The sequence below is a fragment of the Coleofasciculus sp. E2-BRE-01 genome, from assembly GCF_040221695.1.
Taxonomy (GTDB): Bacteria; Cyanobacteriota; Cyanobacteriia; order Cyanobacteriales; family Coleofasciculaceae; genus Coleofasciculus.
This window is the reverse complement of sequence record NZ_JAVKEA010000022.1, coordinates 98,862-125,745: the sequence shown is the minus strand read 5'-3', so window position 1 is coordinate 125,745 and position 26,884 is coordinate 98,862. Positions and strand designations below refer to the sequence as shown.

26 protein-coding genes are annotated in these 26,884 nt (G+C 43.2%); 7 read left to right on the top strand and 19 right to left on the bottom strand.

Annotated elements, in window-relative coordinates; all coding sequences use genetic code 11:
* Nucleotides 1-137: 137 nt before the first annotated feature.
* Both RIG66_RS02920 and RIG66_RS02915 read right to left on the bottom strand, forming a co-directional pair.
* Nucleotides 138-785 carry a MotA/TolQ/ExbB proton channel family protein gene (locus tag RIG66_RS02920; protein WP_446375033.1) on the bottom strand — a complete coding sequence of 216 codons (648 nt, stop codon included), beginning with the start codon at nt 783-785 and terminating at the stop codon, nt 138-140.
* Nucleotides 786-928: 143 nt separating this feature from the next.
* Nucleotides 929-2,674 carry an NYN domain-containing protein gene (locus RIG66_RS02915; RefSeq protein WP_446375031.1) on the bottom strand — a complete coding sequence of 582 codons (1,746 nt, stop codon included), beginning with the start codon at nt 2,672-2,674 and terminating at the stop codon, nt 929-931.
* A 43-nt stretch (nt 2,675-2,717) separates the two neighbouring features.
* Here RIG66_RS02915 and RIG66_RS02910 point away from each other — a divergent pair, with 43 nt between their 5' ends.
* The 4 genes from RIG66_RS02910 to RIG66_RS02895 all read left to right on the top strand — a co-directional run bounded on the left by RIG66_RS02910 (nt 2,718) and on the right by RIG66_RS02895 (nt 6,076).
* A complete protein-coding gene (locus RIG66_RS02910; RefSeq protein WP_446375029.1) occupies nt 2,718-4,226 on the top strand; it encodes a UbiD family decarboxylase in 1,509 nt (502 codons plus the stop codon).
* Between the two features lie 30 nt (nt 4,227-4,256).
* On the top strand, nt 4,257-4,454 hold the full coding sequence (locus RIG66_RS02905; protein WP_446375027.1) for a hypothetical protein: 198 nt from the start codon (nt 4,257-4,259) through the stop codon (nt 4,452-4,454).
* A 239-nt stretch (nt 4,455-4,693) separates the two neighbouring features.
* Nucleotides 4,694-5,443, top strand: coding sequence for a DUF4058 family protein (locus RIG66_RS02900; RefSeq protein WP_446375025.1), 750 nt, complete (start codon nt 4,694-4,696; stop codon nt 5,441-5,443).
* Between the two features lie 258 nt (nt 5,444-5,701).
* Nucleotides 5,702-6,076 (top strand): transposase, encoded by a 375-nt coding sequence (locus RIG66_RS02895; protein WP_446375023.1) that lies wholly within the window; start codon nt 5,702-5,704, stop codon nt 6,074-6,076.
* A gap of 510 nt (nt 6,077-6,586) precedes the next feature.
* Here the strand turns inward: RIG66_RS02895 and RIG66_RS02890 are convergent.
* Nucleotides 6,587-6,871, bottom strand: a complete 285-nt coding sequence (locus tag RIG66_RS02890) for a hypothetical protein (protein ID WP_446375021.1) — start codon at nt 6,869-6,871, stop codon at nt 6,587-6,589.
* 153 nt (nt 6,872-7,024) lie between these two features.
* Here RIG66_RS02890 and RIG66_RS02885 point away from each other — a divergent pair, with 153 nt between their 5' ends.
* Nucleotides 7,025-7,261, top strand: a complete 237-nt coding sequence (locus RIG66_RS02885; RefSeq protein ID WP_446375019.1) for a hypothetical protein — start codon at nt 7,025-7,027, stop codon at nt 7,259-7,261.
* A gap of 111 nt (nt 7,262-7,372) precedes the next feature.
* On the opposite strand, the gene RIG66_RS02880 is transcribed toward RIG66_RS02885, so the two are convergent.
* Nucleotides 7,373-8,725 (bottom strand): helix-hairpin-helix domain-containing protein, encoded by a 1,353-nt coding sequence (locus tag RIG66_RS02880; RefSeq protein ID WP_446375017.1) that lies wholly within the window; start codon nt 8,723-8,725, stop codon nt 7,373-7,375.
* 38 nt (nt 8,726-8,763) lie between these two features.
* On the opposite strand from RIG66_RS02880, the gene ychF reads away from it, so the two are divergent.
* Complete coding sequence (gene ychF / locus RIG66_RS02875) at nt 8,764-9,855, top strand: redox-regulated ATPase YchF (protein ID WP_446375015.1); 1,092 nt, start codon at nt 8,764-8,766, stop codon at nt 9,853-9,855.
* A 264-nt stretch (nt 9,856-10,119) separates the two neighbouring features.
* Here the strand turns inward: ychF and RIG66_RS02870 are convergent, their stop codons facing one another.
* Both RIG66_RS02870 and RIG66_RS02865 read right to left on the bottom strand, forming a co-directional pair.
* Entirely contained in the window at nt 10,120-10,728 is a 609-nt protein-coding gene (locus tag RIG66_RS02870; RefSeq protein WP_446375013.1) for a hypothetical protein, read from the bottom strand.
* A gap of 78 nt (nt 10,729-10,806) precedes the next feature.
* Nucleotides 10,807-12,585, bottom strand: a complete 1,779-nt coding sequence (locus RIG66_RS02865) for a metallophosphoesterase family protein (protein ID WP_446375011.1) — start codon at nt 12,583-12,585, stop codon at nt 10,807-10,809.
* A 326-nt stretch (nt 12,586-12,911) separates the two neighbouring features.
* Here RIG66_RS02865 and RIG66_RS02860 point away from each other — a divergent pair, with 326 nt between their 5' ends.
* Nucleotides 12,912-14,312 carry a flippase gene (locus RIG66_RS02860; protein ID WP_446375009.1) on the top strand — a complete coding sequence of 467 codons (1,401 nt, stop codon included), beginning with the start codon at nt 12,912-12,914 and terminating at the stop codon, nt 14,310-14,312.
* Nucleotides 14,313-14,449: 137 nt separating this feature from the next.
* Here RIG66_RS02860 and RIG66_RS02855 read toward each other — a convergent pair whose 3' ends face one another.
* The 13 genes from RIG66_RS02855 to RIG66_RS02795 all read right to left on the bottom strand — a co-directional run bounded on the left by RIG66_RS02855 (nt 14,450) and on the right by RIG66_RS02795 (nt 26,849).
* Nucleotides 14,450-15,466, bottom strand: a complete 1,017-nt coding sequence (locus RIG66_RS02855) for a sulfotransferase family protein (RefSeq protein WP_446375007.1) — start codon at nt 15,464-15,466, stop codon at nt 14,450-14,452.
* A 96-nt stretch (nt 15,467-15,562) separates the two neighbouring features.
* A complete protein-coding gene (locus RIG66_RS02850; protein WP_446375005.1) occupies nt 15,563-16,336 on the bottom strand; it encodes an acyltransferase in 774 nt (257 codons plus the stop codon).
* 31 nt (nt 16,337-16,367) lie between these two features.
* On the bottom strand, nt 16,368-17,093 hold the full coding sequence (locus tag RIG66_RS02845; protein ID WP_446375003.1) for a TylF/MycF/NovP-related O-methyltransferase: 726 nt from the start codon (nt 17,091-17,093) through the stop codon (nt 16,368-16,370).
* A 45-nt stretch (nt 17,094-17,138) separates the two neighbouring features.
* Nucleotides 17,139-18,164 carry an NAD-dependent epimerase/dehydratase family protein gene (locus RIG66_RS02840; RefSeq protein ID WP_446375001.1) on the bottom strand — a complete coding sequence of 342 codons (1,026 nt, stop codon included), beginning with the start codon at nt 18,162-18,164 and terminating at the stop codon, nt 17,139-17,141.
* Nucleotides 18,127-18,888, bottom strand: coding sequence for a class I SAM-dependent methyltransferase (locus tag RIG66_RS02835; RefSeq protein WP_446374999.1), 762 nt, complete (start codon nt 18,886-18,888; stop codon nt 18,127-18,129). Before RIG66_RS02835 ends, RIG66_RS02840 begins: the two co-directional genes overlap by 38 nt.
* A gap of 42 nt (nt 18,889-18,930) precedes the next feature.
* Complete coding sequence (locus tag RIG66_RS02830) at nt 18,931-19,722, bottom strand: methyltransferase domain-containing protein (RefSeq protein WP_446374997.1); 792 nt, start codon at nt 19,720-19,722, stop codon at nt 18,931-18,933.
* 42 nt (nt 19,723-19,764) lie between these two features.
* Nucleotides 19,765-20,619 (bottom strand): class I SAM-dependent methyltransferase, encoded by an 855-nt coding sequence (locus RIG66_RS02825; protein ID WP_446374995.1) that lies wholly within the window; start codon nt 20,617-20,619, stop codon nt 19,765-19,767.
* A gap of 13 nt (nt 20,620-20,632) precedes the next feature.
* Complete coding sequence (locus RIG66_RS02820) at nt 20,633-21,172, bottom strand: metal-dependent hydrolase (RefSeq protein WP_446374993.1); 540 nt, start codon at nt 21,170-21,172, stop codon at nt 20,633-20,635.
* A 37-nt stretch (nt 21,173-21,209) separates the two neighbouring features.
* A complete protein-coding gene (locus RIG66_RS02815; protein ID WP_446374991.1) occupies nt 21,210-22,895 on the bottom strand; it encodes an FAD-dependent oxidoreductase in 1,686 nt (561 codons plus the stop codon).
* A 32-nt stretch (nt 22,896-22,927) separates the two neighbouring features.
* On the bottom strand, nt 22,928-23,548 hold the full coding sequence (locus RIG66_RS02810; protein ID WP_446374989.1) for a glycosyltransferase family 4 protein: 621 nt from the start codon (nt 23,546-23,548) through the stop codon (nt 22,928-22,930).
* Nucleotides 23,549-23,576: 28 nt separating this feature from the next.
* Nucleotides 23,577-24,245: a glycosyltransferase family 4 protein gene (locus tag RIG66_RS02805; protein ID WP_446374987.1), complete on the bottom strand. Its 669-nt coding sequence runs from the start codon at nt 24,243-24,245 to the stop codon at nt 23,577-23,579.
* Between the two features lie 990 nt (nt 24,246-25,235).
* Complete coding sequence (mutY, locus tag RIG66_RS02800; protein WP_446374985.1) at nt 25,236-26,357, bottom strand: A/G-specific adenine glycosylase; 1,122 nt, start codon at nt 26,355-26,357, stop codon at nt 25,236-25,238.
* Between the two features lie 150 nt (nt 26,358-26,507).
* On the bottom strand, nt 26,508-26,849 hold the full coding sequence (locus RIG66_RS02795; RefSeq protein ID WP_446374983.1) for a DUF760 domain-containing protein: 342 nt from the start codon (nt 26,847-26,849) through the stop codon (nt 26,508-26,510).
* Nucleotides 26,850-26,884 lie beyond the last annotated feature (35 nt).

The window sequence follows — 26,884 nt, the reverse complement described above, 5'->3', positions numbered from 1 at the left end:
GAACGAAAAATAGGGCGTTTCGGCTTTTAGAAGTTAGTTTGACCGAACCGAATTCTGTACGGTTTTCCCCCCTTGTCTTCTTTCCTTCCTTGTCCTCCAAGTCTAGTCCCAACCATAAAATAAAAAACCTACACCTGTCAGGAGAGGGTGAGGGGGGGTTCATACCAAACCTGGCGATAAACAAGTTCTAGTTCACTTCCCACCTCTGCAAAGTAGTCCATTTGCTGGGAGTGTAACGTGACGATAGTTCGGAGAATTAAAAGCGCAATAATTGCCACAATCATACCCGCTGCTGTAGTAATTAGCGCTTCACCAATACCTCCAGCCACTTTTGTTGCCTCAACGGTTGTCCCACCCCCACCAATTTTTAGGTTATTGAATGTACTAATTAAACCCGTAACCGTTCCCAATAGACCCAATAGAGGGGCAACCGCTACAATGGTTTCCAGTAGTTTTTCACCTTTTCGCATTTTGATTAATTCTTTATCACCAGCGGCTTCCATGGCTAAACGAAAGGTTTCTGGTGTTGGCTGTTTCAGCTTGAGGGGTGCATAGAGAAAGCGACCAATGGGCAAGTTTTGAGCCGATTCAGCGATGTCTCTAGCCTGTTCTAAGTTAGAATGTGCCGTCCCTAGCACATCGTTAACCAGGGTGGCTTCTTGGCTTAATAATTGAAACCAAAACCAAGCACGATCTAGCCCACAGGATATCGTTAATATAGATAATCCCAGCAGGGGCAGCATGACGAAACCGCCTTGGATTAATAAATCATAGACTCTTGTCATTTTAAATCTCAGACTAATTCCGCAAAATTAACCCTGGTTATTTTTATCCTATAACGGTACAGACTTATTGTCCAACACGTAAGGAACTAGATCCCCGACTTCTTGAATACGTTGGAGATTGGTTAGGAGAATGGGATGTATCTTCAGTTTAACTCTTTCGCGATCGCGACTCGATAATCTGTGTTAATCAACGTTGTACTAAACAAAGTTGGACGGTTGCGTAAGAATTTAATCAAACTTGACTTGGATTCAAAGTTTTTCACACAGGCATCCGCTGTCATTTGGTACTGATTCTGAAACGCTTGTTTTAGATCATTTACTGCTATATCCTTAGTTCCCAATACCTGAATCCTTGTCTCAATTATTTTTTTGATAATTTTCTCTAATTCTTTGAGGGAGTTTATCTGCATTTTAGTTGATTGAATCGCTATTTCTGTTTTTTTTGCTGCCTTACAAATGGCAATGTTATAATTAATTCCGGATTTTTCAAGCTTAAACAATGAAGATTGCTTTAAAAAACATATAAATTTAACACCGAGACCCAATTCTTTAAGCACCTGAGTAATTCCTTGCTTATGATGTTTGCAGAATTCAGTACTAACATTAGAGAGAGGAACAGAGGGTTGACCTGAATCAGCCATGAGCTTTTTCACAATTCTAGCTAATTCTTGTTCTAGCTCAACCTTGGATTTAATTGTTGTATTTTGGGAATTTTCTAAAACTTGAGATTCGGTCGAGGCACTCGTAGGAGCGATAACTGAAGGATTCGTTTCAAACAAGGTAACATATAAACCGGACTGTTCCGATAAGTTATGTAATACAAACTCATTCGGGTAATCAAGAAAAAAATCTGGAACCGTTTTGCCCGGGCAGTGCCATGACACAACGTAACTCATTGTTGTCTGGTGCTGGCGGCGAAATAAATTAGAAACCTTAGACAGTTTAACCCAAAGATTTCCGGTGCGAGTTTGTTCGAGTCTAATAATCGCCTTAATTTGATTAATAAAATCTTCAATAACCAGAATTTCAGGTGGCGGACTCAGGGAATGGTTGTGAGTTTGGTTCGTGTCACTATTTAAAACGGTGATAGTATCTCCTTGTTTGCGAACTAAGTACACTGTAAAACCATGAGTTTGAAGCGTATTATAAAGATGAGTCATCACGCCATCTGAGGAGCAAACTAATATTTCCCTAGTATTGGGGTAATGGATAAAGATTGATGATCCCACTGTTGCCATTTTCACATCGGCACTATCTTTCCCCAGTGGAACGTGAATCAGTTCATATCCACGACTGTGGAATTCTGCGTCTTTTTTACCGAGGCTGCGCCAATTGGCAAAGGCAACTTTAATTTGAATCGGATAGGTACAGAGTTTTGCCAGGAATCTTTCAGTTTCGATATCAAGTTGTAGGTTTTCGGCGTCGAGTAAAAGAATGGCAATACCTGGGGAATCATTAGTCACTGAAGCCGGAGAGGAGACAGATTCAGAACTATCTGAACTGACCACTTCCAGCGACGCTGATGGGGAAGTTTGAGGAATTAAAGACTGTAAGGTTTGAGTCAGTTCACCAAAACTGGGTTGGGTAAAATAGCTGGGAAGGAGTAAAATTTCTAGGAAACGCCGTAGGTTTATCAGTTTGGTTTCCTCGTCCTCAGCTTGAGTCAGTCTAGCTTTTAGCTTCGTGATGAAGGCAGATTGAATCTGCGGATTACGCCAGGGAGTCATCCTGTACTTTTGTTTGAGGAGTTCCGGATGCTGCTGTTGAATATCCAGGACGATTTGGTAAACGCGATCGCATATTTGATCAATAATTGCTGTATCAGTTGCCAATGGCGCACTGGACGGATCAGACATATCACGAAGTAGCACAGAGGATGGCGTATGCATCCATAATAAAAGAAAGAAAAAGCTTTACACATCTTAATTAACTATGGCGAGAGATCTGCGGGCATTCATCCAGCTTTTAGAGGAACGGGGACAATTACGCCGGATTACGGCGTTGGTTGACCCGGATTTAGAAATTGCCGAGATATCCAATCGGATGCTACAGGCGGGGGGACCCGGACTATTATTTGAGAATGTCAAGGGTTCATCATTTCCCGTCGCCATCAACTTGATGGGAACAGAGGAACGGGTGTGTTGGGCGATGCATAAGGAACATCCCCAAGAGTTGGAAACATTGGGGAAAAAGCTGGGAATGCTGCAACAGCCGAAACCACCGAAGAAAATTTCCCAGGCGGTGGAGTTTGGCAAGATTTTATTTGATGTTGTCAAAGCCAAACCAGGACGCGATTTTTTCCCCGCCTGTCAGCAAGTGGTGGTGGAAGGAGACGCCCTAGATTTAAATAAACTGCCCCTAATTCGTCCTTATCCAGGGGATGCGGGCAAAATTATTACCTTGGGGTTGGTGATTACCAAAGATTGCGAAACGGGTACTCCTAATGTGGGTGTGTACCGTCTGCAACTCCAATCCCGGACTACCATGAGTGTTCATTGGTTATCAGTACGGGGTGGGGCGAGACACCTACGCAAAGCGGCGCAGAATGGCAAGAAACTAGAAATTGCGATCGCGTTAGGGGTTGACCCCTTAATTATTATGGCAGCCGCCACGCCGATTCCTGTAGACCTTTCCGAATGGCTGTTTGCGGGACTCTACGGCGGTTCTGGGGTGCAACTGGCAAAGTGCAAGACGCTAGATTTACAAGTCCCGGCTGATTCCGAGTTTGTCTTAGAAGGGACAATCACACCAGGGGAAGTCTTACCTGATGGACCCTTTGGCGATCACATGGGGTATTACGGCGGCGTCGAAGATTCCCCAGTGATTCACTTCCACTGCATGACCCATCGCCAAAACCCCATCTATCTTACCACCTTCAGTGGGCGTCCCCCCAAGGAAGAAGCCATGATGGCGATCGCACTCAATCGGATTTATACGCCAATTTTACGCCAACAGGTATCCGAGATTGTGGACTTCTTCCTCCCCATGGAAGCCCTCAGTTACAAAGCCGCGATTATTTCCATTGATAAAGCCTATCCCGGACAAGCGAGACGGGCAGCTTTAGCCTTTTGGAGTGCCTTACCCCAATTTACCTACACCAAATTCGTAATTGTTGTGGATAAAGATATTAATATCCGTGATCCGCGTCAAGTGGTGTGGGCAATTAGTTCCAAAGTAGACCCCTCGCGAGATGTCTTTATTCTGCCGAATACGCCCTTTGATAGCTTAGATTTTGCCAGTGAAAAGATTGGTTTAGGCGGACGTATGGGGATTGATGCAACGACTAAAATTCCTCCCGAAACGGAACATGAATGGGGCGAACCATTGGAATCCGATGCGGATGTCGCCGCTATGGTTGATCGGCGTTGGGTCGAGTATGGCTTAGATGATTTGGAATTAGGAGAGGTTAATCCGAATCTGTTTGGCTATGATATGCGGTGAACAAATTTATACGTGATTAGGAGATAACCCTTGACCGAATCAAAAAAAACAATCAAACCCTCAGCCCAAGACCTTGAAAATGAAGTCAAAGGAATGCAGGAACGCGGTGTTACGAATGCGGAGGTGCTTCAAGCCATGGCAGTTATTGCTGATAAACAAGGTGATTCTACCTTAGCCAGAAAACTCGCCAATACAGCCAAAGAGTTAGTCAAAGAAAGCCAAATTTAAATCAAAACCATGTCCTAGTGGCGTGGTACACCTGATTTGGTGGATTAGAATTGTAGGGGCGCAAGGCTTGCGCCCGGTTTAAACGTCAAATCTATTCCACAATTTTAGCTGGGTCACGCCAGGATTAATCGGGGCGGGTTTAGTTGCATCTGGGTCAACAAGAAACGATAGTAGTGAAACCCGCCCCTACACCCCTCAAAACTTACAAGTAATACACAACCGACGCTACCGGACTTGATATGACCAGTCAACCTAATTTTCCTGGCATGAACCCCTACCTGGAACGACCAGACATTTGGCCCGAAATCCATTACGGGTTGATTAGTGGGCTAATGAGGACACTCAACCCAGTACTTAACCCCAAATATCGGGCGGCTGTCGATAAGCGGGTTTACCTAGATTCTGTTTTAGTGGGTATTCCTGATACAACGGTGATTCAGCAAACCCCTAATCGCACTACAACCTCTACCTCAGCCGCCGTTTTGAGCCAGCCTGAGCGCGTGGCGGTACCTATGCTCGAAGAAGTAACCGAACGCTTTTTGGAAATTCGCGAAGTGGCTACTCGCAAGGTTATTACGGTTATTGAAGTGCTATCACCCAAGAATAAACGATCAGGGGAAGGGCGATCGCAGTACCTCAAAAAGCGTCAAACTATACTCAGCAGCCAAACCCATTTGGTCGAAATTGATCTGCTCAGAAGTGGTGAATCCATGCCTCTGGAAGGTGGATGTAAAGCAGACTATCAAATCTTAGTCAGTCGAGCCAATGAAAGACCTGCTGCAGAACGCTATCCCTTTGATTTGCGGGAACCAATACCCGTCTTTTTATTACCCCTGAGCGCCGCAGACGTTGAACCTGCGATCGATTTGGCTGCCTTACTTGAACAAGCCTATCAGGATGCCGCCCTTGACTTGGTGGTTGACTATTCGATGCCGCCAGAACCCGCCTTGAATGAAGATGATATGGCTTGGCTCGATACCTTACGCTAAGTAGTCAGACACCATTCAAGTTGAGCATAAGGACAAGGGAAGAAGAAACGGAAAATAGTCAAAATTTGACATTGTTTAATATTTCTTAGTACAACGAACATCATTGTTCTCCACTTCAATCCCAGAAATAGTAGAACGAGTTAATTCAGTGCCGAGGCAATCCGCCTTGGCATTTTTCTGCAACACTATATGACATAAAACACCTATTTATTGGAGTTTTATGGTTCATCTTTGGTTCATCATATTTTGGAACTAAAGATGAGCCACAAAAACGATAATTATCTTGCCCGTCTGGAACAAATCCGGTGGGGTAAGTATCCCCAATGCCCCTATTGCCAATCAACTCATTCTCGACGCTTAAAAAAGGAACGTCGATATCAATGTAACGAATGCTTTACTTCATATAGCGTTACAGTTGGGACTCTGTTTCACAAAACGCATGTTGACTTAGAAAAATGGGTTCTGGCAATTTATCTGGTTCTCAATCCTCTGGAACGGATTAGTGTGCGTCAGTTAGCGAAAAAGATTGGAGTCAACAAGAATACCGCCTCCTATATGATTACCCGGATTCGTCAGGCAATGATTCAAGAGGCGGACTTACTACAGCGACTTGTTGAAATAGAGTTTAAATGAATTACAAGTCCAGTGACATTAACCCCCTAAATTAAAGCCATTTGAGTTACCTCCCCTTGGTAAGGGGAGGGTTAGGGTGGGGTCTGTCTAAAGGTATTGGAGATTTGTCAACTTAATCGGTTAACTCTTTTTGGGAATGTCTAAGGAAGAAAGGTATTTAGACAGTGATTCTCCCAATAGTTCTTCGGGTGTCTTTTTTTTCTCTGGCTTTTTAGCCGTAAATCCACCAAAAAACCAAACCCAAAGCGAAGCATAGAGGAATAGTATGAAAAATGGTGACAGCATAATCGTTAACGGTAGATAACCCTAATCAAACTAATCCCAGAGATAGGGAAGACGGAGAGTACCATCTTGAACTGCCTCTGCGACTACTGACGGTTAGGAAACTTTCCTTACATCTAAGTGTAGGTCTGTATGCCGAAAAAGTCTCGACCGCTAACTGGGACAGTAGAGACGCGCCATGGCGCGTCTCTACAGGGTTTTTGGCGGATGTCAATCCAATTCTATCGGTTATATGGCATTACTAGAGAGCAATGTTCTCCCGATAATATTGTGTGCATTTTTTTGAATATGATGGCTAACAATTTGCTGAATTTTATAATGCAAATGTTTTTCGGTACCTTTAAGGCTTGCCAAAAATGTCAGTAATCGTTGTTTATCTAATAGCGGTAAGTCCCTGAGCAATTCTTCAGCTTCCTCTAACATTCGCTCTTGTGCCTCTGGCATCAAAGTGATCCAGTTGGAATATAATAGGTTGCGTTCGACGATCGTCAGCTTCCATTGATATTCGGGCATGATGCTTGTCCCACTTAATCATTTGCTATCTGTCGATCATCCTAAGTGAAAAACTATGAAGGAATGGCAAAGACGGCTCTTTCGGTTGTAAAAAGATTGTAAATCTAGCAATTTCTTCTTGACCGATGCCCTAGTGTAGCGCTGCGGAAATACTTGAGCAGCTTTGTAGATTACGATGAAGCAGGGGGAGCAGAGGGAGCAGAGGGAGCAGAGGGAGCAGGGGGAGCAGAGGGAGCAGAGGGAGCAGAGGGAGCAGAGGGAGCAGGGGGAGCAGAGGGAGCAGAGGGAGCAGAGGGAGCAGAGGGAGCAGAGGGAGCAGGGGGAGCAGAGGGAGCAGAGGGAGCTGGGGGAGATGTTAGCTGTTCAGTTATTTCTGCCAGGATGCACTAGGAAAGGGCGGGTTTTGAACTGTTATCGGTTATGTGTCGATAGGTTAGTTCCTAAACCCGCCCCTACAGATTATCTTGACCTATTATCTTGACTTGGAGGCGATCGCATTCCCTAATGATTGTCCGCCAACGCCTTGGTGCGAGCTTGAAATCCCGCCGACTTCAGCCTGTCAACCATACCTTCATAATCTTGTACCCAGTATTTAGGATCAAAGCGCACAAATTGACTCTGATTTAACGCCCCAACCCTAGCGATAACTGGCACTTTTTGCGGTTTCCTCTCCCCAGATTGTTCTTGCAAAATCGATTGGAGACGTTTCAGGGTGGCTGTGTCCACGCGCTGGGGGGTTAGTTCCACGATAATCATTTGTGCCGTTTCAATGGGTTCGACATCTTCGATGATCATCTGGATTTTCTCATCTCGTTCATCTGCCTTACCCCAAACAATTAGACGGGCATCTTTTTCAATTAAGGAACTAATCCGCTCAAACGTTTTCGGAAAAATAACGCCATCGGCTTGACCGGTGAGATCTTCCATTTGCACAAATGCCATGCGATCGCCACTTGTTTTGGTATTGTGAAATTTGACCTCCGTCAGCATGACAATGGCACTCAGGATGGTGCGTTTATTTTGATCGCCTAATTCGTTGAGGTTAATCGGAGTCAGCACCTGATTGGCGACTGGACGCACGGATTTTAGGGGGTGATCCGAGACGTAGAAGCCGAGTAATTCTTTTTCTTGCTGTAGCTTTTCTTGAGCCGAGAAATCCTCAACCTGCGGGGTTTTCGGAGCAGCTTTCCATGCCTCATTCCCATCACTATCGTTATTATCCGTGTTTCCTAACATATCAAAGATATTGATTTGACCACTCTCTCGATCCTTAGCCCGATCTTGCGCCCAACTAATCAGCACCTCTAAATCGTGAATCAGTTGTTTGCGATTATGTTCTAGGCGATCAAACGCCCCGGAGTAAATCAGGGATTCCAAGGCGCGACGATTCACCACCCGCAACTCCACGCGATCGCAAAAATCGGCTAATGACTGAAAATCCCCGTCCTTATCCCGTTTCTGAAGGATATTATCAATCGCCCCCTCGCCCAAATTCCGGATTGCCGAGAATCCGAATAAGATTTTGCCAGAGACTGGGGTAAAATCGACATGCGATCGGTTAATATCCGGCTGCAAGACATCGATGCCCATGGTGGTACAGGTGGCGATGTACTTCTGCACCTTATCCTGATTCCCACTACTGGCTGTCAGCAGCGCTGTCATGTACTCCACCGGATAATTGGCTTTCAGAAACGCTGTCTGATAGGTAACATAGGCATACGCCGTGGAGTGGGACTTGTTAAAGCAATTGGACGCCACTGAGCCATTGAAGAGCAGAAAATTATGGTCGCGCTGGACGCCAATGTCATAGACTGGTTGAGTACCCAAGGGTTTACGACCGATAATTTTAACCACGTTTAGAACTCCTTAAATCGTTTCCATATTGCGCTGACATGCTAAGAGCCGGAATTGTGGGATTGCCCAACGTAGGCAAATCAACCTTATTTAACGCCCTCGTCGCCAATGCTAAAGCAGATGCGGCGAATTTTCCCTTCTGCACGATTGAGCCGAATGTTGGGGTTGTCGCTGTACCCGATGAACGGTTGTCTGTGCTGGCGAAGATTTCCACCTCTGAGCAAATTGTGCCAACTCGGGTTGAGTTTGTCGATATTGCCGGATTGGTGAAGGGGGCGAGTAAAGGCGAGGGACTCGGGAACCAGTTTTTAGCCAATATCCGGGAAGTGGATGCCATTGTCCATGTGGTGCGCTGTTTTGATGATGAGAATATTATCCATGTTTCCGGTTCCGTTGATCCAGTACGTGACATTGACGTAATTAATCTGGAACTTGCGTTAGCGGATTTAGCCCAAGTAGAACGCCGCATGGAACGCACTCGCAAGCAGGCGCGGACGAGTAAAGAGGCGCAGTTGGAACTGGAAGCCTTGGAAAAGTTGAGTGCGGGATTGAATGAAGGTAAATCGGCGCGAAATATTAGTTTAACCGAAGACGAAGCCGAGGCGGTGAAGCCGTTAGGATTATTGAGTGCAAAACCGATTATTTATGCGGCGAATGTGTCAGAAGATGATTTAGCCTCTGGGAATGAATGGGTGGAACAAGTGCGCCAAGTGGCAACCTCTGAAGCGGCAGAAGTTGTGGTGGTTTCAGCCCAAGTTGAGTCAGAATTAATTGAGTTACCCGAAGAGGAACGGGGCGATTTTTTGGAGTCGTTAGGTGTGGAAGAAGGGGGATTAAAATCCTTAATTCGGGCTACTTATGAGTTGTTAGGATTACGCACCTTTTTAACCACGGGACCCAAAGAAACCCGGGCTTGGACGATTACAGCCGGAATGAAAGCCCCCCAAGCGGCTGGTACGATTCACACTGATTTTGAGCGGGGGTTTATTCGGGCGGAAACGGTTGGTTATGATGATTTAGTCACGTCTGGATCAATGAATGCGGCGAAGGACAAAGGATTAGTGCGGGCGGAAGGGAAAGAGTATGTGGTGCAAGAAGGCGATGTGATGCTATTTCGGTTTAATGTGTAAGTCCAATTCTCAACGGGGCGGTTGAAACCGCAGCTACACAAACAAAACCTGCCTACGCAGGTTTCAAAAGATTTTAGGTAGGGTGGGCAAGAGTTATAAACCAACCTACCCTTATATTATTGTTCGTTGCTCTTGCCCACCACAACGGTAACTGAATTCCTGTGAATTTAATTCAATGCGATCACCAATTGGTCAAGAGAACATTTTTCTGAGGTTGTTGCATCATGTCATCAATACGATCAGCAAAATCTATCACAGTTTTGATCAGCTAATCTCTAGCCTTTTAAAGTCAGCTAGCAAAAACGCGATCGCGCCAAACAACTTATCTAAATCTGTAATAGCTATTCGGGTTTTCTCTTTCGTAAAAACATCCCCCACAAGTCGCCCCAGTTGCCATAATTCTCCATCGGTAACAATGCCATAGACAGGTTGTGTTTCATTCTGGTTCATCTTCTGTGCGGCAATTAACTCCGCAAGGCATTGCCCCCACCTTTCAATAAAGTTATTCTGTTTGGCTTCAACAACGACGACAAGCGGTAAACCCAGTATGGTTTTTCCGAGTTCTGATTTTGTTGATATTAAATAATCAGGTGTGCCTGTGAGTTTATGATCATAGGTAATAGACTTATGACTCCAGAGTGTGTATTTATCAACAAAGCTTTTATAGACTTCTCTTAAGATTGGATAAATAACATTCTCACAGCGAGAGGCTTCAGATATAAAAACATCTATATTTTCTAGGTTAAATTCAAATTCGTTACGAAAATTATCCGAAGGGTTCAAGTTAATATATGAAATAAAGCTTTCTTCTGAATACTTGATATTGTATTCTTGTTGAACTTGAGCCAGGGATTTGAAGTCAGTAAATGCCATAGGTTGTCTAACGCCTTGTTCACGAATTTTCTTTTTTATATTTTCTTGTACCCCAGGGTAAAGGTGCGTTACGCTTCGCTAACGCACCCTACGAACCGGGGCGATTTGAAATTCATCAAACTTGATTATGTCTGAGTCGGGTTTCCTGGTATCAAAACGATAACTTCTGACGATTCCTGTGCTGGTGTCTAAGATGCTAAATATGGTGATATCGTTACTGGCAATATACGGTAAGGGTTGGTTATCCTCCCCCCGCAAGGGTGCAATTGTTGGCATAATCGGTTCTAATCCATTGGGATCGCCTGTAGCCGCGTAGTCTTTACCCTCTGGCACTTTACGCTGTTTTTCGCCCAGGTAAGCCCCGTAAGTATTCCCCACATTGGATGATTCCAGAAAATGGATTCCCTGAGGATTTACAAAGCGATTCCATAGATGGGAATGTCCATATAAAACCAGTTGTACGTCTGCGGTTTCGAGTAAGGGGATCACATCCCGCCGAATATAATCGGATTGGGGGGGATAGTCATAACGCACCGCCGTAATCGTTCCATTTCTATCTCGTTCTATAATTTGTATGGGGTCAGTATAAGGTGGGACAATATTGTCTCCTAAAGAGTGGGGAGGATGGTGAAACATGACGATTTTATAGTTGGCTTGTTGGAACTCTGGACTGTTGAGTTCTGCTTTGAGCCAGTTATACTGAGGACTTCCCCGTTTAATCGGTTCAAAAATATGCTGTCCATATCCCCAAGCCGTGGGATCATTTAAATCCGCTTCTCGTTCCCGATATCGTCCTTTAGCATTCGGTTTGAGGCTGGGAGTTCTCCAAATATTGGTAATATACAGGGAAATTAGACGAATATCACCAAAGGTTATGGCGTAATAGTTCTCGTTTCCCGGTAGCGTAAAAATTTCGTTGTAGGTGTCGGTATTAAAGGAATGATCTTTGAGTAAAATGAGAGGGGTATTCGAGTTCGACTGGGCGAACGTTTGTTGATAAAATTCGGTGGCAGCTTGGCGAGGAATTGGGTCATTGAATTGGTCATTTAATCCGCTATCTGTAGAAAATCGTCCCATAACCTCGTGATTTCCTGTGGCGGGAAATAAGGGCGCATGTTGAATTAACTCACCCCCGGTGTAGCGGTTAGTAATGTTATTCTTTTCCAGTTTATAGTCAGCCTGTCCCTGAAGCGCGGGAAAGAAAGCACCGCCACGATTATCATCAAACCATTCTGAAGCGCGATCGGGAATATTTACTAAGTCTCCCGCCAGAAAAATGGCATCCACTTTACCCACAGTTTCTGCTACCTTTTGTAAATTAGCGGCTGTCATGGGCATGAGTTGATGATCTGAAGTGAGCAGAATTTTCAGGGGGGTATCAGGGGGAGGTGCGGCGGCTAAGGTAAAGGGGTTACTCTTGATAATTTGTCCATCATTCCGCACACTGGTTACTTGATAGGGAACTCGTTCACCCGGAGTGAGTCCCATTACCTCGGCTTCATGTCGCCAGATATCCCTTGGCGTCGGTTTTTGGTAAACTAGAGCATCTTCGGTTTGTTCTCCAACACGGGACTTTTGGTCTTCCCGGGTACGAGTGAGTTTGGTGGTATTCGCGATCGCAACCCGCCTCAGTCCTTTTCCATAAGCTACACTATGACGGGTTCCAGCAAATTCTGTAAACCAAACTACACGCACAGAGGTGTCAGTGGGCAATTGTAGAAACGGATCAGTCAGCAGTTGCGCTGGGGAGAGATAAGTGGGTGGTTGGGTGAACAGCACGACAATGGGTGCAAGCGCAATGAAGACGACAAGTAAACCTGCAATAAGAAGTGGGCGACTGGTTAAACGATTGACCATGAATCGTCCTCGATACAAGATTAGATGCAATACTGCTCAGTTAAACAGGAAAGTGGGAGTCTGTTCAGGCGTTATTTACGATAACATATTACCTCGACTACTTCTTGTTCTTTGGTTGTTTAAAGGGAAGAACTGCTCGTATCCTGAGAAAAGAATTTTTCCACGTAAAAAAGATACTTTCATTCTCTAGATGTTATTTTCACGACACCACAGGTAAGGATGAAATTTTACAATCAGCAGCCTACTGTTTGGAAATAGCTATCCTGGGCTTTCCTAGAGGTATTGCTGAACGTTCAGGGATGTAATCTAAATCACTTTAACTGACTGTGAGAAATTTACTTAGTCGTTTGGATCTGTCCTATCTCTACGTTTTAATCGGAGAAGCAACTCTCGCTCTGACGTTTGCCTTCTATATTATTCTCGCTCGCGTCCTCGGGCCTGAGCGATATGAGATTTTCGCGGCTGCTGTTGCGTTGGGAGCTATCCTTTCCCTGCTCATCCAGTTTGGATTTCCAGCACTACTGACTCGCGAGGTAGCAGCTAACCCAGTCGAAGGGTCTAAATCGACAGGTCAGTTTCTGATTGTTGAGGGATTAAGCTTTCTGCTCGTTCTTATCCTTCTCTTTCCCATCGCTCGTTTATTAGGTTACCAAGGTGAGGGTTTAATTGTCTGCTACTTAGTCATTTTTGCAGAACTTTGTCGTAGTGTAAAAATGACGCTACGCGGTGTTCTTAAAGGAATGGGATGGTTTAGAAGCGAAACGGTTTCCGTAGCCATAGAGCGATTTTTCGCTGTGCTGCTTTCATGTGTCGTTCTGTTTCTATCGAAAAATTTAGTATGGGTAGTCGGAACGTTTGTTCTTGTCCGTTTCCTGGATATTGTGGGGTTGCTGGTTTACCTGAGTCGGAAAACTTCGATCTGGTTACCTCTAAGCCTGAATGGACTTTGGCAATCTGTTCGGACAGCTTACCCATTTGCGCTGTCTGGGGTTCTGTGGATTCTTTACTATCAGATTGATGTGGTTATGCTCAAGGGATTAGCTCCTACCGGGGAAGCGGGGTTCTACAGTGCAGCGTACCGGATGCTGGAAATTTTTACTGAGTTGCCACAAGTTATTTTCTATGTTGCCTTCACTCGATTTGCTCGATATTATGCCAACGAACCTGAAAAACTTCCAGAGCAGATTTATAAGTGTACGCGCCTGCTTTTAGGGATAGCTTTGCCTGTGATTGTTGTGGCAGGTTTTACCCAAACTATGTTAGTACAAATTATTTATGGCGAAGCCTTTGCTCCTGCTGTCAAACCTCTGGCTATCCTGCTACCTAGCTTGAGTTTCAAAATGTTTGGCACCTTAGTGCAAAAGTTACTTCAAGCTACCGGGCGAGAAAAGCAACTGCCTACTCTTATGTTTGGAGCAACAATGACTAATGTGATTTCCAATTTTCTTCTTATTCCTTATCTAGGAGGTGTTGGTGCAGCCATAGCAACTTTATTGAGTGAACTTATGTTGTGTTTTATTGGTCTATACCTAATGAACCGCATGGAGTATCAGCATATCAGCAAATGCCTTGGCATTATTGCTGTCATTAGTTGGCTGATAACGGCAATTCCATCTCTGATTCTGTATGGATTGACACCAATTGTTGGGTTGGGCTTAATGGTTCCCAGTATTGTCGCGATAGTGGTGCTGATGCGCCGCGATCGCTTCTTAAAACCGATTACATAGGTTTACATTGATGAAATTTTACTAATTTAGGCTTACCGAAATTGCGGTGGTCAAAATTTATCCTAAGCATTGCCTATACAATGATTAATAAATAAAGGGTTATATAGAAGGAAAAACTAAGTTTAGTATTCCAAAGCTTATAGCCCAAATCTAATTTTTAGATAAATTTTCAATTGTATTAAACCATCAATTTGACCTTTTGTATTTTTTAGCATTGCCCACAATTTCAAAGGTGGATGCTCAATATACTGATATTTAAATTGTTCTAAGGTTGAAATAGTAGGAGATTCTAATTCTGTAGCATAGCCATATTTGCGTAATGTAGAACCTGCGATCGCTTCAAAAATTTGAAGTTGTCGGTTTGTTATTTTTGTTCGCCATTTTTCGGCGTTATTTGCAATAATAGGACGAGCTAAATTTTGAAGATTTTGCTTATCAGTTTTATAAGGAACTTTGTCTTTATAATAATTGAGCATTTTGGGGGTATATTTTTCCTCTAAAAAGTCACAAATTTTTCTTACAGTAAACTCTGTATTCGATACTAATTCTTCGTATTTAATCTCAGAAAAGGAGTCTGGTTTTAAAACGGTTTTCAACTCATCAATAGTTTCCAAATGTTTTACCCACTTTAGAGCTGTAGGATAAATATGCTTAGGTCCCATACGCGATTTTTTCCAAGACAATGCACAATCACGTCCATCACGAACAATATGGATAATTTGTACATTAGGAAATCCATCAAGTATTTCGCGCCAGTAAAAAAGATGGGCAGGAGTTTTTTCTCCCCAACGTTGTTTTCCCTGAGCGTTAGCCCATGCCGACATTATAGCCTCAAAAACCCCATGAAAATCATATCTGTGGATATAGTTTAAGGTATGATTACGGTTAGGGGCAGGGAACCAGTCATTGAAGACATCTGTACTAAATATGTCATCCACCAAACGTTCTCGGTTCTTAGCAACCTCTAGATCCCCGTAGTATTTTAACCAAGCAAAAAAAGTATTATAGATATGGGATTCGTATGGTATGGCAATTCTCGGATGACTATTGAGAATTTGGCTCAGTAAAGATGTTCCAGAACGTGGACACCCAAAAATAAAAATAGGACGTTCAGAATTTTTTGAAGAAGTGATTGATTTTGAATCGTTATTCATTGGATGACCTTTTAGAGAGTTTACAAGGACATTGTATATAAATTGAATAACCTAAAATTGACGAAAAGCTGGAATCAATACTACTCGAGAGGAACCCTACTTATCTTTGGTTTCTTTGCGGTTACTTATGATTCGAGCAGGGACTCCCACCGCAACCGCATAATCAGGAAGATCTTTAGTCACGACAGCACCTGCACCAACAATACATCCTTTGCCAATAGAAACGCCATCCAGTACAATAGCGCCAGCACCTAACCAGACATCATCCGCGATCGCAACGGGTCCTTTTGAGTATAGTCCCTGTTCCATCATCGGAATATCCCAACGGTCTGATAGATAGCGTCCACCACCGATGTAACAGTTACCAGCAATTAACACAGAACGACCAATAGAAATTCCTGTGGTAGAGGCGAGAATCGTGTTACAGCCAATATCGGTTTTAGCACCGATTATTACTGGACCCGTTTTACCCTGTATGACGCAATTTCGGGAGACAATCACATCATCTGCTAGGTGAACCCCTTCCTCTCCTGCACCACTAGCATCTAAGAGTCCGTAATCATCAATAGCCACGCGATGTCCGAGGTTAATCTGTCCAGGATGACGCAAGATAATGCCTTTTCCTAAAATCACCCCGTTACCCACACTCTGGAAAAGGTGGGGATAAAAACGTTTGCGGAGTAAATACCCTAAACCACCGGAAAGATTACCAAACAAAAATGTTATTAATTCATATTCTAATAAAGGGAAAAATTTATCATTTCCCAAAACCTTATTCTGATACCGTTTTAATACAGAAGATTCTGTTTGACTCAGTTGTTCAGTTAAGGGGGTTTTAGAGACTAGCTTTCTTGTTTTTGGTGCTACCATACTGATTCCTTTTGTTTAGATAATTAAATTGTCAGCTTGATAAAATAAAGGCTTGACCATATAAACCATAGGAAAATAGTTCTTCGGCTGACAAATTGTGGTTTTTATCCAGAAATTCTCTAAACGCTTTTCGTTGACCTCTTTCATTGTCTTTATCAAAACAATTCCAATCGTCAAAAATAAGAATAGTTTTGTCCATGATTAGATTTTCGATAAAACTAAGCACTTCTACAGTTGAATAATAAAGGTCACAATCAATTAAGGCTACTGCAACCTTATTCATCGAGTGCTTTTGTTTAAGTTCTTCTTTTAGTGAATCTTCAAAATAACCTTCAATTAGAAAAGTTCTGTTCCAATTAACTCCCTGATTCTTCAAATTATCTATTACTTTATCTTTTGTGCAGCTATATTGACCCTGATAAAATATTTCTTCCTGGGTTTTGTCTTTCTCTTTCACTGGTGGTAAACCCTGGAAAGAGTCGAATCCCCAAAAATTCATTTTATTTGAATTATGCTGATTAGCAATTCTTTGAGCATACCAAAAAGCATAGCCTTTAAATATGCCAAATTCGTAATAATCTCCCTGGTTTATAGTGCCTAATTCACTAGATTTTTGGAACGCAATTTCCAGAGCCGATATAATTTCTTTAGTTGCTGGATTAAAGCCGTGAAAATAAGAGTAATAAATTTTGTGAGCTAACTTATTCAGTTTTGTTTTTTGAAGAAACTTGACAATGATTAATCGAATAGATGACATGGTGTTTTTTGGGAAATAACGTCTTTTAACTGTAACAATACTGCTCTATTTAATCCATCCTTGATCAAGATACCATTTTGCTAGTTCTTTTAGCCCTTCTTCATCCGAATGCGCTGGTACAAACCCCAATAAGTTGTTCATTTTACTGGTATTAAACGAGCGGTCTTTGGTATAAAAGGCTAATCGCCGCCTATAAATAGGGGGTTCTATACCCAAAGGACGGCAAATCACTTCAAAGAGATAACCTAAGGCAAACATAGGAGCAGCCGGAAACTTGATGAATTTTACTGAATTTCCGTAATAGTCACTAATAATTGAGACCATTTTCTTAAATGATATAGCTTCTGGACTCCCGCAGATAAAAACTTCTCCGTCAGATTTGGGATGGGTTGCAGCTAAAATCAAAAAGTTGGTTAAGTCATCGACATGGATAAAGTGCAACAAATTATTGCCCTCCCCAATAACGGGTACCCACTGGCGATAAACCCATTTAAAAATTTTTAACAGCCTTTTTTCGCCAAAACCGTAAATTCCTGCGGGTCGAACAATGGTGACAGATAATCCCTTCTGAGCGGCATAATTTTTTAGCCAGATTTCTGCCTCTAATTTGGTCTCCTGATAAACATCGCCCGGATGCATCGGGGCATTTTCATCGGCTGGCGGCTGCTTAATGTGACCATGAACGCCAATAGTTGAGATGTGAACGAATCGTTGAAAATCAGGTTGTTTTAAGGCAGCCTTTGCCAGGAGTTGGGTACTTAAAACATGAACATTGTAGTAACCAATATTTGGAGACTTTGCCTCGCGAAATGGAGTGACTAGATGGAAAATATAATTCACTCCTTTTATGGCTTGGTTAATTAGGTTTTCATCAAAAACATCTCCTCGAATCCATTCAATCTCCATATTGTTAAAAGCATCGAGATTAGAGGTATGGCGGGCAATGGCAACAACTTTGACTCCTTGCTTTAATAATTTTCGTACTAGGAGTGAACCAGTAAATCCAGTAGCACCCGTGACTAAAGCACGGCTATCAGGGGGAAGTTTGTAAGGGAAGTCTTCCATTTCCATTTTTATTAAGCTGCAAAATAACCGGAGAGCCAAACCAATAGGTTAATCCTAACCCTCTGGATAATTTTTCTAACGCCGATGAAACTCGAGGAGATTTTAACATCCGATGTAGTACCATAGGCAGGAAAAATTGCGGATAACGGTCAATAGGAGTGACTCCTAGAGACCGAAAGTAATCCAGCAGTTCTGATTCCTGAAAACAGGTAAAGGGTCGTGTATTGCCTTCTAAGCCTTTCTTCAGCTTAAATAAATAGGGTGCGATCGCGTTCACACTTCTTACTGTTGGATAGTCTACAATCACAGCTTTATCCGCCACCCGGACTAACTCAGCCAGAAAGGGTTTCCATTGACTGACGTGCGGGAGTAGCCGATAGCTAATCACAATATCAAACGTGTTATCCGGATAGGGTAAGTCCAAAATATTACCCACCTTAAAGTTACAACGATTAGCGTCCACAAAATGTTGAATTCGCCCTTGACAACTCTCTGCACTTCCCAAAACCGTAACTTGATAACCGTTCTGAATCAGCGCCTCCGTCAGTTGACCATGCCCACCGCCAACATCTAAAATCTTGGCATAGGGATAAGCTGCTAGCATCTGCAACGTTGCTTCTTCTTGAACCTTGAGTAACCAAGCGCCAATTTCCCCGGCAAAGCGGGATGCATAATCATCCGAGGATGTTTCGATATCTGCTGTTTCGGGAAAATTATTTGTCGTAACCACTGTTTCATGCCCCTGAACAACTAACGTTATGCCAACTATTTCCTAGGTCTTATCAATTCTGGCTTTGACAATCAGCATATAACCACTTGCTCCTAATAATAAGGCATCTAGCTTAGAAAATAACCAAACAACCGGATAAACCAAGGAGTACATCCTGAACATTTTTTGGTATCGTTTCATGTCTTGTCCTGTGACAATTCGACCCTTCTGAGATTTTGCGCCTCCCCGCTTCAATACATCAAGTGTCAACGTCATCAAAGTATCAACGGCTTCCGAGAAAAACTTGGAATACGTTCTATGATTAACGATTTTAAACCGACCCATCAACAGGGATACTAAGTCATCCACCGTATACCCAGGTCTGACATGTCCATGTTTTTCATCTGTCTGCCCAATTGCCAGCCGAAACTTTCGCAGCAGGCTGTTTTTGATATGCGGCACGTTAATGATTAATTCTCCCCCAGGTTTTATAATACGGAATAATTCCTTAACAAATTCTTCATCAGTGTGAATATGTTCCAAAAAATCGATGATAGCCACTCGGTCAAATTCGTTATCGGCAAAGGGGGTTTGACTACCATTAATTTGAAATACGTTGTCTTTCACCAATCCCCGGATGGAATCAACCGTATGTTCATCCAGGTCAGCGCTTTTCCAGATGCCACCCCGTTGGCGCAGCAGATAACTAATTACACCATTATCAGAACCAATGTCCAGACAGTGCAAATCATTACTTTCTCCCAGCAACGCAGTAATTTCTTTGAATTTTCTCTGCTTCAGTACAGATTTATTAAATAGCAACAGGGGCCACTCTTTTTCTAATATCTTTTTCATACTGATTTCCTAATACTTCACTGTTTCCTTGGTTAACCACCCTTATGGCATCGGTGAATCATTGGTTCGTTGACGCAATTGGCTCACCAAATTCCGTTTATACAATCGCTCAAAATGGAGGTCTGACTCGAAGCGAATGAAACGGTAGACACGGTTAGAATTTAATGATAGCTCTCGATCCAAAATCAACTCTATTCCCTCACCAAACACACCTTGATTAATTTCATAGACAATTCTGGCTTCTCCGGTGAATCGCGAACCGAAGTTGAAATCGTAGTCATCGAAATAGACCACACAACCATTAGGCAAGTAAGGAATCAATTTATCAAAAACAGTACGAGTTGAACTATAGTAATCACAGTCTATCCAAACTAAAATAGGTAAATTATTTTTCAGGAAACTGAGATTTTTATCGGTCATAGTATCTTGAAAATAGCCTTTGTGAATTTGGTAATTCTTATAGTGACTCCGACAGTAGTCTTCAAGCTCTTGATATCTTCCCTTAAATTGACCCTCAACCCATCCATCATCTGCAATGACATCTTTGTCTTTTGCATCAACAGAAGCTGGCATTCCCTCAAAAGAATCAAAGGTGTGAACGGTGATTCGGTTATCCATGTCAAGATACTTGGTCGCATACAGCATTTTCGTAAAAGAATAACCATCGGCTGTGCCAAATTCAAGAATAGAAAAGTTTCCCCTATACTGATTTTCAAACTCCTGAATAACTTCGTAAATTACATCCATTCGATAAAAACTATTCAGAAGACGACGCAATATCTTACGAGGTTTGTAAACTAAATTTAAGTAAACCGTTGTTTTCAGATAATTTCCTGGTAATAGCTGACCCAAGCGTCGCAGCAATACAATAAATGAAGATTTATCTGGATATTTCATTTTTTTAGTTGAATTAGATATTTCTTCTCGGATTGGCTTTGACTAATCGCCACCATCTTACTCCCCAGACTAGCAAAACTGAATAAACCAATTCAAAACTAATCGGGATTAGGTGACTGTAGTGCCACAACCCCCTAGAGTGATGAACTCCCGGAAAAAGAGTAATTGAAGATACAAAAAAGTTTTCCGTAAACGGGTACAGCAACGGAATCCCTCTGCCTTCAGTAAAAAAATCCAAAACCAGATGAGAACCATAGAGAATAAACGTTATCCAAGCCAGTTGCTTGTAAGAGAACTGCCATCGGTTATGGAGTATGAACGCCAAAATCAGACTAAAGCCAAGGGTAAAAATTAGGCTGTGGGTTAAACCGCGATGGAATGATTTTCCAGTAATTATCTGAGGAATAAAATCTAGGTCAGCAACAGTGGCGACAAAAACTGGATACAAACACAGGATTTCCCATCGCCTGCGCCTAGAGGTTCTGGGTTGAGTCAAGGGTAAAAACTTGGCAAAGACATATCCGGAAACAGCGTGGGCAAGGGGAGATGGCATAGGTCAAACAGGAGATGAATTTTGATTATCAACGATTTTATACCACGGTTAGAAATCGATGCTGATTAACCTCCTTCACCGCTTGTATTTCTTGTTCAATTAGGGTGAGACTCCAGCCCAGTTCTGTTGCCATAGTTTCGGCACAATACTTGAGAATGCGAGGTTCGGGAATGCCAGCGCTACCCAGTTCTGTGCGGCGAAATATCACATCACTTAGGGTTTGCGCCATTTCTTCGCGAACGGCATGAATCACCTCGGCTTTGAGAATGGCTAACTCATCCACTGGCGCTTGTTCTTGGTAAAGATTGCCCTCTAGGGACTTAAGTATGTCCGGATAGGCAGACCCATAGTTATAAACCATACGACGCATGGTTTCCTCAGTTAATCCATTAGGGGAATTCGTCAGCGCCGTTTGTAAAAAGGTGTCAAACTGTTCAATTTCTCCACCGTAAATGGGAGTAATATCAGAAACCGATTTTGGTGGTCTTTGTCCCCAGGATTTAAACAGTTGGTCTACTGCCTTTTCCGCCACATCTCTGGCGGTGGTATATTTCACACCAATAATTGATAGGAGTCCCGGCAATCCTTCACGGGCATGATTGTGGATGTGATACTGTTTTTCCAGTAGGGGTTCTCCCGTGTGGGAGTCTACTCCGGTTCTGGGCAATAGTCCCCCATGGACAAAATCAACATCTTCGGGTGTGAGATTGGCGGGTGGGTATGCCTGGTTAATTTGATCCAGCAAGTCTTGAATGTCTGCTGTAGTAACCTGTAAATCATCAGGTTTCTCATCCCAAATTGTATAGGATGTACCGATGATTGATTTGCCTCGCCAAGGGGCAATAAATAGGAAGCGACTCCCTTTATTCAGGATGGCATTAGGATCACTATTGTTATTAGTGCTAGAAATTCCTACGGCATAGGTTTGGAATAGGGGACAAGTGACGAGGTTAACCGCTTTAGCCAAAGGCACATTAACAGATGGTGACTCTCCCTGAAGCCAACCCAGAACTTGATTCATCCAGGGACCACTGGTATTGATGACGGTTTTGGCGCGGATGTCGAAGTGATTCCCGGTGAGGGTGTCTTTGGCTTTGATACCCGTGACGCAATTACCCTCTTTAAGAAAGCCAACCCCTTCCACATAGTTGGCGACATCTGCACCCGCTTGTGCGGCAGACTGGAGAAATGAAAGGGGAAGTCGTTCTGAGTTGTAGACTTGAGCATCATAGAAGAGTGCGCCCCCAGTTAACCCTTCGTCGGGAATACCTGGAAGCAACTGCTGACAGTCTTGAGCAGAAATGACGCGACCATTAGGAATATGTTTTTGGGGATCATCGAGTTGATTGCGATCGCAACTAATCATATCATTCACTGCCAGTGCCAGACTCAAGGCTTCTTTTCCCTTCATCCCATGTCCATAGGTGGGAATCAAAACTGGGAGTGGGTGGATTAAGTGAGGCGCAATCCGTAATAAGGTTCTGCGTTCCCGAATCGATTCCCGCATACGCCGAAAATCAGCATTTTGCAGATATCGCAATCCCCCATGAATCGTCTTTAAGCTGTTAGCAGAGGTAGCTGAGGCAAAATCCCCTTTCTCAACCAACGCCACGGATAAACCCCGTAAGCTGGCTTCCCAGGCGATGCAGGCACCATAGATACCACCGCCAATGATCAGTAAGTCGTATGTGTTTCTGGTTAACTTGAGCAGGTTTCTCTTCATGATGTAATGCTCCTCACCCTGATTTTGATCAACTAAGCTTCTACGCTTAATGCTCCCGTTGCACCCTCCACTAATCCTGCATACAACCAATCATAGAGAAGATTGAATTTTCGACAAAACACTTGATAGGTATGATTCTGTTCGATAAATTGTTTTCCGCTGCTACCCAGTTTGAGCCGTAAATCACGATCCTCAATCAGACGCAGCATTCCCTGGGAAAAAGCTTGAGGATTGGGTACTGCCAGTAGGGAAATTTGGCTATCCAGCACCTGGGTGTGAGTGGGCAAATCCGTCGCCAGTAAAGCTTTGCCGCTGTGTAGATAAGAATAGAGTTTCATCGGTGTATTCTTCCCTTTGACTCTAGGGGAGACGACAATATCAGCTTGTGCTAGATATAACCCTAGATCATCAACGGGTTTAGGTCCCAAAAAATGGACTTTTTCTAAAATGCCAAGACGCTTAGCCTGCTGCTTATACTTCTGAATGTCAGACGCCTCACCACCGATAATGACTAAATCAGCTAACTTATTTTTCTTTAAAGTCAAGGCAAAGCTATCCAGGAGGAGATCTACCCCCTGATACGTTTCCAGATTTCCCACATACATAAGCAGTACATGGTTGATTCCTAGTTCAACTCTCAAGTTACTCTGCATTTGCATACACCACCCTTTTGACTAAATCTCAATTTAACAACGATATATCAGGAATAACGACCACATTTTTGGGGTTGTAGGCTTTAATGTCAGTCGCTAATGCCTGACACACCGCCACAACAACCGCTGCCTTTTGCACCGCTACTCGTTCACAAAAATTCAAAAATGAATTGAGCAATGTTAACTTTGGATACTTTTCGATAAGCTGCTGCGCTAGGGAAGAATCCATGTCATATACATAGGGAAGCTTGCAGAATAGATTCAGCATTAAGGCAATAAAGACCGATTCCTCTCCGGCATGAACCAAATCATAGCGCTTCCGGGAAATCAAACCGATGACTTTAAAAATCATGAAAAAATCACAGACTAATTTCTTCCAGGAGAAACCCGGTCTAATGTTGTGAACAAAGGGTAGCCGTGGCGTCCGGTGTATGGTTACGTTGGGATACTGAATATCACGTCCTTCTGGATAAGTCACTATGTCAACCTGATCTCCTCGTTCAGACAACACTCTTAAAACCAAGTTCACGGCAATGGGTGTACCCCGGTTTTGGTAAAATGGGTGGGGGGCGAGTAATAGGACATTCATCTGAGGAGGGCTTTTTTTTGCTCCAGATACAGCCCTTTTATGAAAGCGACTTTTCTTAGTCGAGCGTTCTTTTACTCTCGTCAGAGGTTTTTGGTTAATCAAAAACATTTCTTGCTCCTTGTTTAGGTCGATAGTTAGAAATGATTTATAGTTATCGGTGGCAATATGGAGAGCAAACAATCTTCACACTCTCTCTAGGAGATACAAATCTTTACCTCGATTAAATTCTCCTGTCACATATAAATAACATGCATTACTAGAATTTCTCTAGACTTGAAGACCAACTTTACTGAATCTTCATATTCTGGATTTATAATTAAAAATTATATTAAATCTTGGCTGGAGGAAACTCAGATGCCCCTAATGTCGGCGCTCAACGACGCAGGCAAGAAGAGGACATGGAATTTGTGGAGTAGGATAAGCTATAGCTATTAAGGATTCGGATAAAAGTTAACTATACTTTATTAATCTTTGTAAAAATACTTAATCACTGAAAGCGCACCGATTTGTTTTTTTATAAAACTTAATACATTTCACTTTATTGATGTCCGAATACTTATTTTAACGGGAAACAAAAGTGGATTCTGATTAGCTAAATATTGCTCAGAAATGAATCCGACTTAGTGGGAGCGGAAACATCTTAAACACAAGGAAATCAGATGTTTGAAGATGAATGGGATGGGAGCATAAGCAGTGATGGATAAAGTCGAAGCGATAGCACAGGTGACCGGGTTTACAGTTGAGCGCTTCCGATTCAATTGTGCCTGACTTCTTTACATAGCTTCATCTCGTTCAGAATCTCAACGCTTACTTCCTTACTGAGAGGACATCTAATTTGACACATTCTCCTGATCCCAGCGACTTGATCAAAACTATCAATCCAAAAACTATAAGTAAAAATTATACACCTAAAGGAGTACGCCTATAGACTTACTTCATACAAGCTTTATAAAGCGAAGGAAAATGCCCCTAGTGCAAAAAAGACAGGGTGTGGGGTGTGGGGTGTGGGGTGTGGGGTGTAGGGTGTAGGGTGTAGGGTGTAGGGTGTAGTACTCTCAAATGAGAACCGCTATAGTCCCCAGTTTCAAGCAGTTACATCTACATCCTCTCAGCCTCTTGACGCAATGCCCCAATAATCTGAGTATTCGCCTTGGGAAACGGAAACTGGTCAATTTCCTCTAGAGTTACCCAACGGATTTCATCACATTCCAGGGCTTGAGGCACACCTGAGAGATGACGACAGTGATGAACAATCAACGTCACGCGAAAATGGCTATAGGCATGATCAACCGTGATTACGCGATCGCCTACTTCGATCTCAATTCCCAATTCTTCCCGAATTTCCCGCTTAATACAGTCTGCCACAGTTTCATCTGGCTCAATTTTGCCGCCAGGAAACTCCCATAATCCACCCAGTAACCCCTGAGCAGGGCGGCGGTCAATTAAAATTTGTCCTTGATTGTTCCAAATAACGGCAACACCAATGATTTTGTGAGGTAAGGGGGTAGAGGCTTCACGCATGGGTAACTTAGATGCAATACCTAGATTGTACGCCTGACAGTGACTTTGCCAAGGACAATGGAAACAATCGGGGTTTTTAGGAGTACAGATAGTCGCCCCTAAATCCATTAACGCCTGATTAAACGTGCCAGGATGTTCGGGATCAAGCAATGTTTCCGAAAGTTGCCAAAGCTGTTTCGTCGCTTTAGCAGGTGGTACAGGTAAAGCCACCAATCGTGCCAGAATTCGCTTCACATTCCCATCCAGAATTGGCACAGGTTGATTAAAAGCGGCGCTGAGAATTCCGCCAGCGGTGGTTCGACCAATTCCGGGTAATGCTAAAACGTCACTCAGTTGATCTGGAAAAATTCCCCCGTAGTCCTGGATTATTTGTTGAGCGGCTTTGTGGAGATTTCTGGCTCTACTGTAATACCCTAATCCCTGCCAAACCAGAAGCACCTGCTGTAAATCCGCTGTCGCTAGCGTTTCAATAGTGGGAAATTCAGCCAACCAACGGTGATAATAAGGGATAACCGTTTTCACCTGGGTTTGCTGTAACATAATTTCCGAAATCCAGATTGGATATGGATCGGTGCTATCTCGCCAAGGCAAGTCTCGACAGGCGTTGGCATACCAGGTTAAGAGAGTTTGTCGCTGGTTTTCTACAGATGAAATCGGCAGCCCAGCAAATGAGTCTGCCGATTTTTGATTTCGTCCCAATTATCCTATTTCCTGTAGATGACTTTCTGTTCTTCTGCCTTCTTACCCTAGTGCAAGAAGGCAGAAATAACTGAACAGCTAAGATATTCCCCAGCTTCCCCAGCTTTATCGTATCTACGAAGCTGCTCAAGTATTTCCAAGGGCGCTGCACTAGCCAGCATCTGCGCCGGAGGCATCGGTCTTTTGCAACGATTTTTCAAATGTCATGCGTTGTTCTGCTTTGCGTAGGAAATAACCACTGACCATTGCTGAGGCTAACAAATGTCCTAGATTCTCGCGGCTAGTATTAATAGTGACATCAAAATGGTCTGAAGGAATATTACCCAACAATCCTATCGCATTACGTTCCATGACCTGAAACACATCAGCCGAGGTGGGTTTGGATAAATGGGAAACGGTTTCTGGACTCAACGATTGTACGTACTCCCACAAAGGATTATTGTCTCCATTGCCTTCAAAAAATTCTGGGACGCGATCAGATTGATTGTTCACCGTTTACCTCCGAGCAATAGCTCTATATCTTCCAT

Coding starts and splice junctions, on each gene's coding strand:
- RIG66_RS02920 (WP_446375033.1), bottom strand. CDS start 785: ATGACAAGAGTCTATGATTTATTAATCCAAGGCGGTTTCGTCATGCTG.
- RIG66_RS02915 (WP_446375031.1), bottom strand. CDS start 2,674: ATGCATACGCCATCCTCTGTGCTACTTCGTGATATGTCTGATCCGTCC.
- RIG66_RS02910 (WP_446375029.1), top strand. CDS start 2,718: ATGGCGAGAGATCTGCGGGCATTCATCCAGCTTTTAGAGGAACGGGGA.
- RIG66_RS02900 (WP_446375025.1), top strand. CDS start 4,694: ATGACCAGTCAACCTAATTTTCCTGGCATGAACCCCTACCTGGAACGA.
- RIG66_RS02895 (WP_446375023.1), top strand. CDS start 5,702: ATGAGCCACAAAAACGATAATTATCTTGCCCGTCTGGAACAAATCCGG.
- RIG66_RS02890 (WP_446375021.1), bottom strand. CDS start 6,871: ATGCCCGAATATCAATGGAAGCTGACGATCGTCGAACGCAACCTATTA.
- ychF (WP_446375015.1), top strand. CDS start 8,764: ATGCTAAGAGCCGGAATTGTGGGATTGCCCAACGTAGGCAAATCAACC.
- RIG66_RS02870 (WP_446375013.1), bottom strand. CDS start 10,728: ATGGCATTTACTGACTTCAAATCCCTGGCTCAAGTTCAACAAGAATAC.
- RIG66_RS02865 (WP_446375011.1), bottom strand. CDS start 12,585: ATGGTCAATCGTTTAACCAGTCGCCCACTTCTTATTGCAGGTTTACTT.
- RIG66_RS02855 (WP_446375007.1), bottom strand. CDS start 15,466: ATGAATAACGATTCAAAATCAATCACTTCTTCAAAAAATTCTGAACGT.
- RIG66_RS02850 (WP_446375005.1), bottom strand. CDS start 16,336: ATGGTAGCACCAAAAACAAGAAAGCTAGTCTCTAAAACCCCCTTAACT.
- RIG66_RS02845 (WP_446375003.1), bottom strand. CDS start 17,093: ATGTCATCTATTCGATTAATCATTGTCAAGTTTCTTCAAAAAACAAAA.
- RIG66_RS02840 (WP_446375001.1), bottom strand. CDS start 18,164: ATGGAAATGGAAGACTTCCCTTACAAACTTCCCCCTGATAGCCGTGCT.
- RIG66_RS02830 (WP_446374997.1), bottom strand. CDS start 19,722: ATGAAAAAGATATTAGAAAAAGAGTGGCCCCTGTTGCTATTTAATAAA.
- RIG66_RS02825 (WP_446374995.1), bottom strand. CDS start 20,619: ATGAAATATCCAGATAAATCTTCATTTATTGTATTGCTGCGACGCTTG.
- RIG66_RS02820 (WP_446374993.1), bottom strand. CDS start 21,172: ATGCCATCTCCCCTTGCCCACGCTGTTTCCGGATATGTCTTTGCCAAG.
- RIG66_RS02815 (WP_446374991.1), bottom strand. CDS start 22,895: ATGAAGAGAAACCTGCTCAAGTTAACCAGAAACACATACGACTTACTG.
- RIG66_RS02810 (WP_446374989.1), bottom strand. CDS start 23,548: ATGCAGAGTAACTTGAGAGTTGAACTAGGAATCAACCATGTACTGCTT.
- RIG66_RS02805 (WP_446374987.1), bottom strand. CDS start 24,245: ATGTTTTTGATTAACCAAAAACCTCTGACGAGAGTAAAAGAACGCTCG.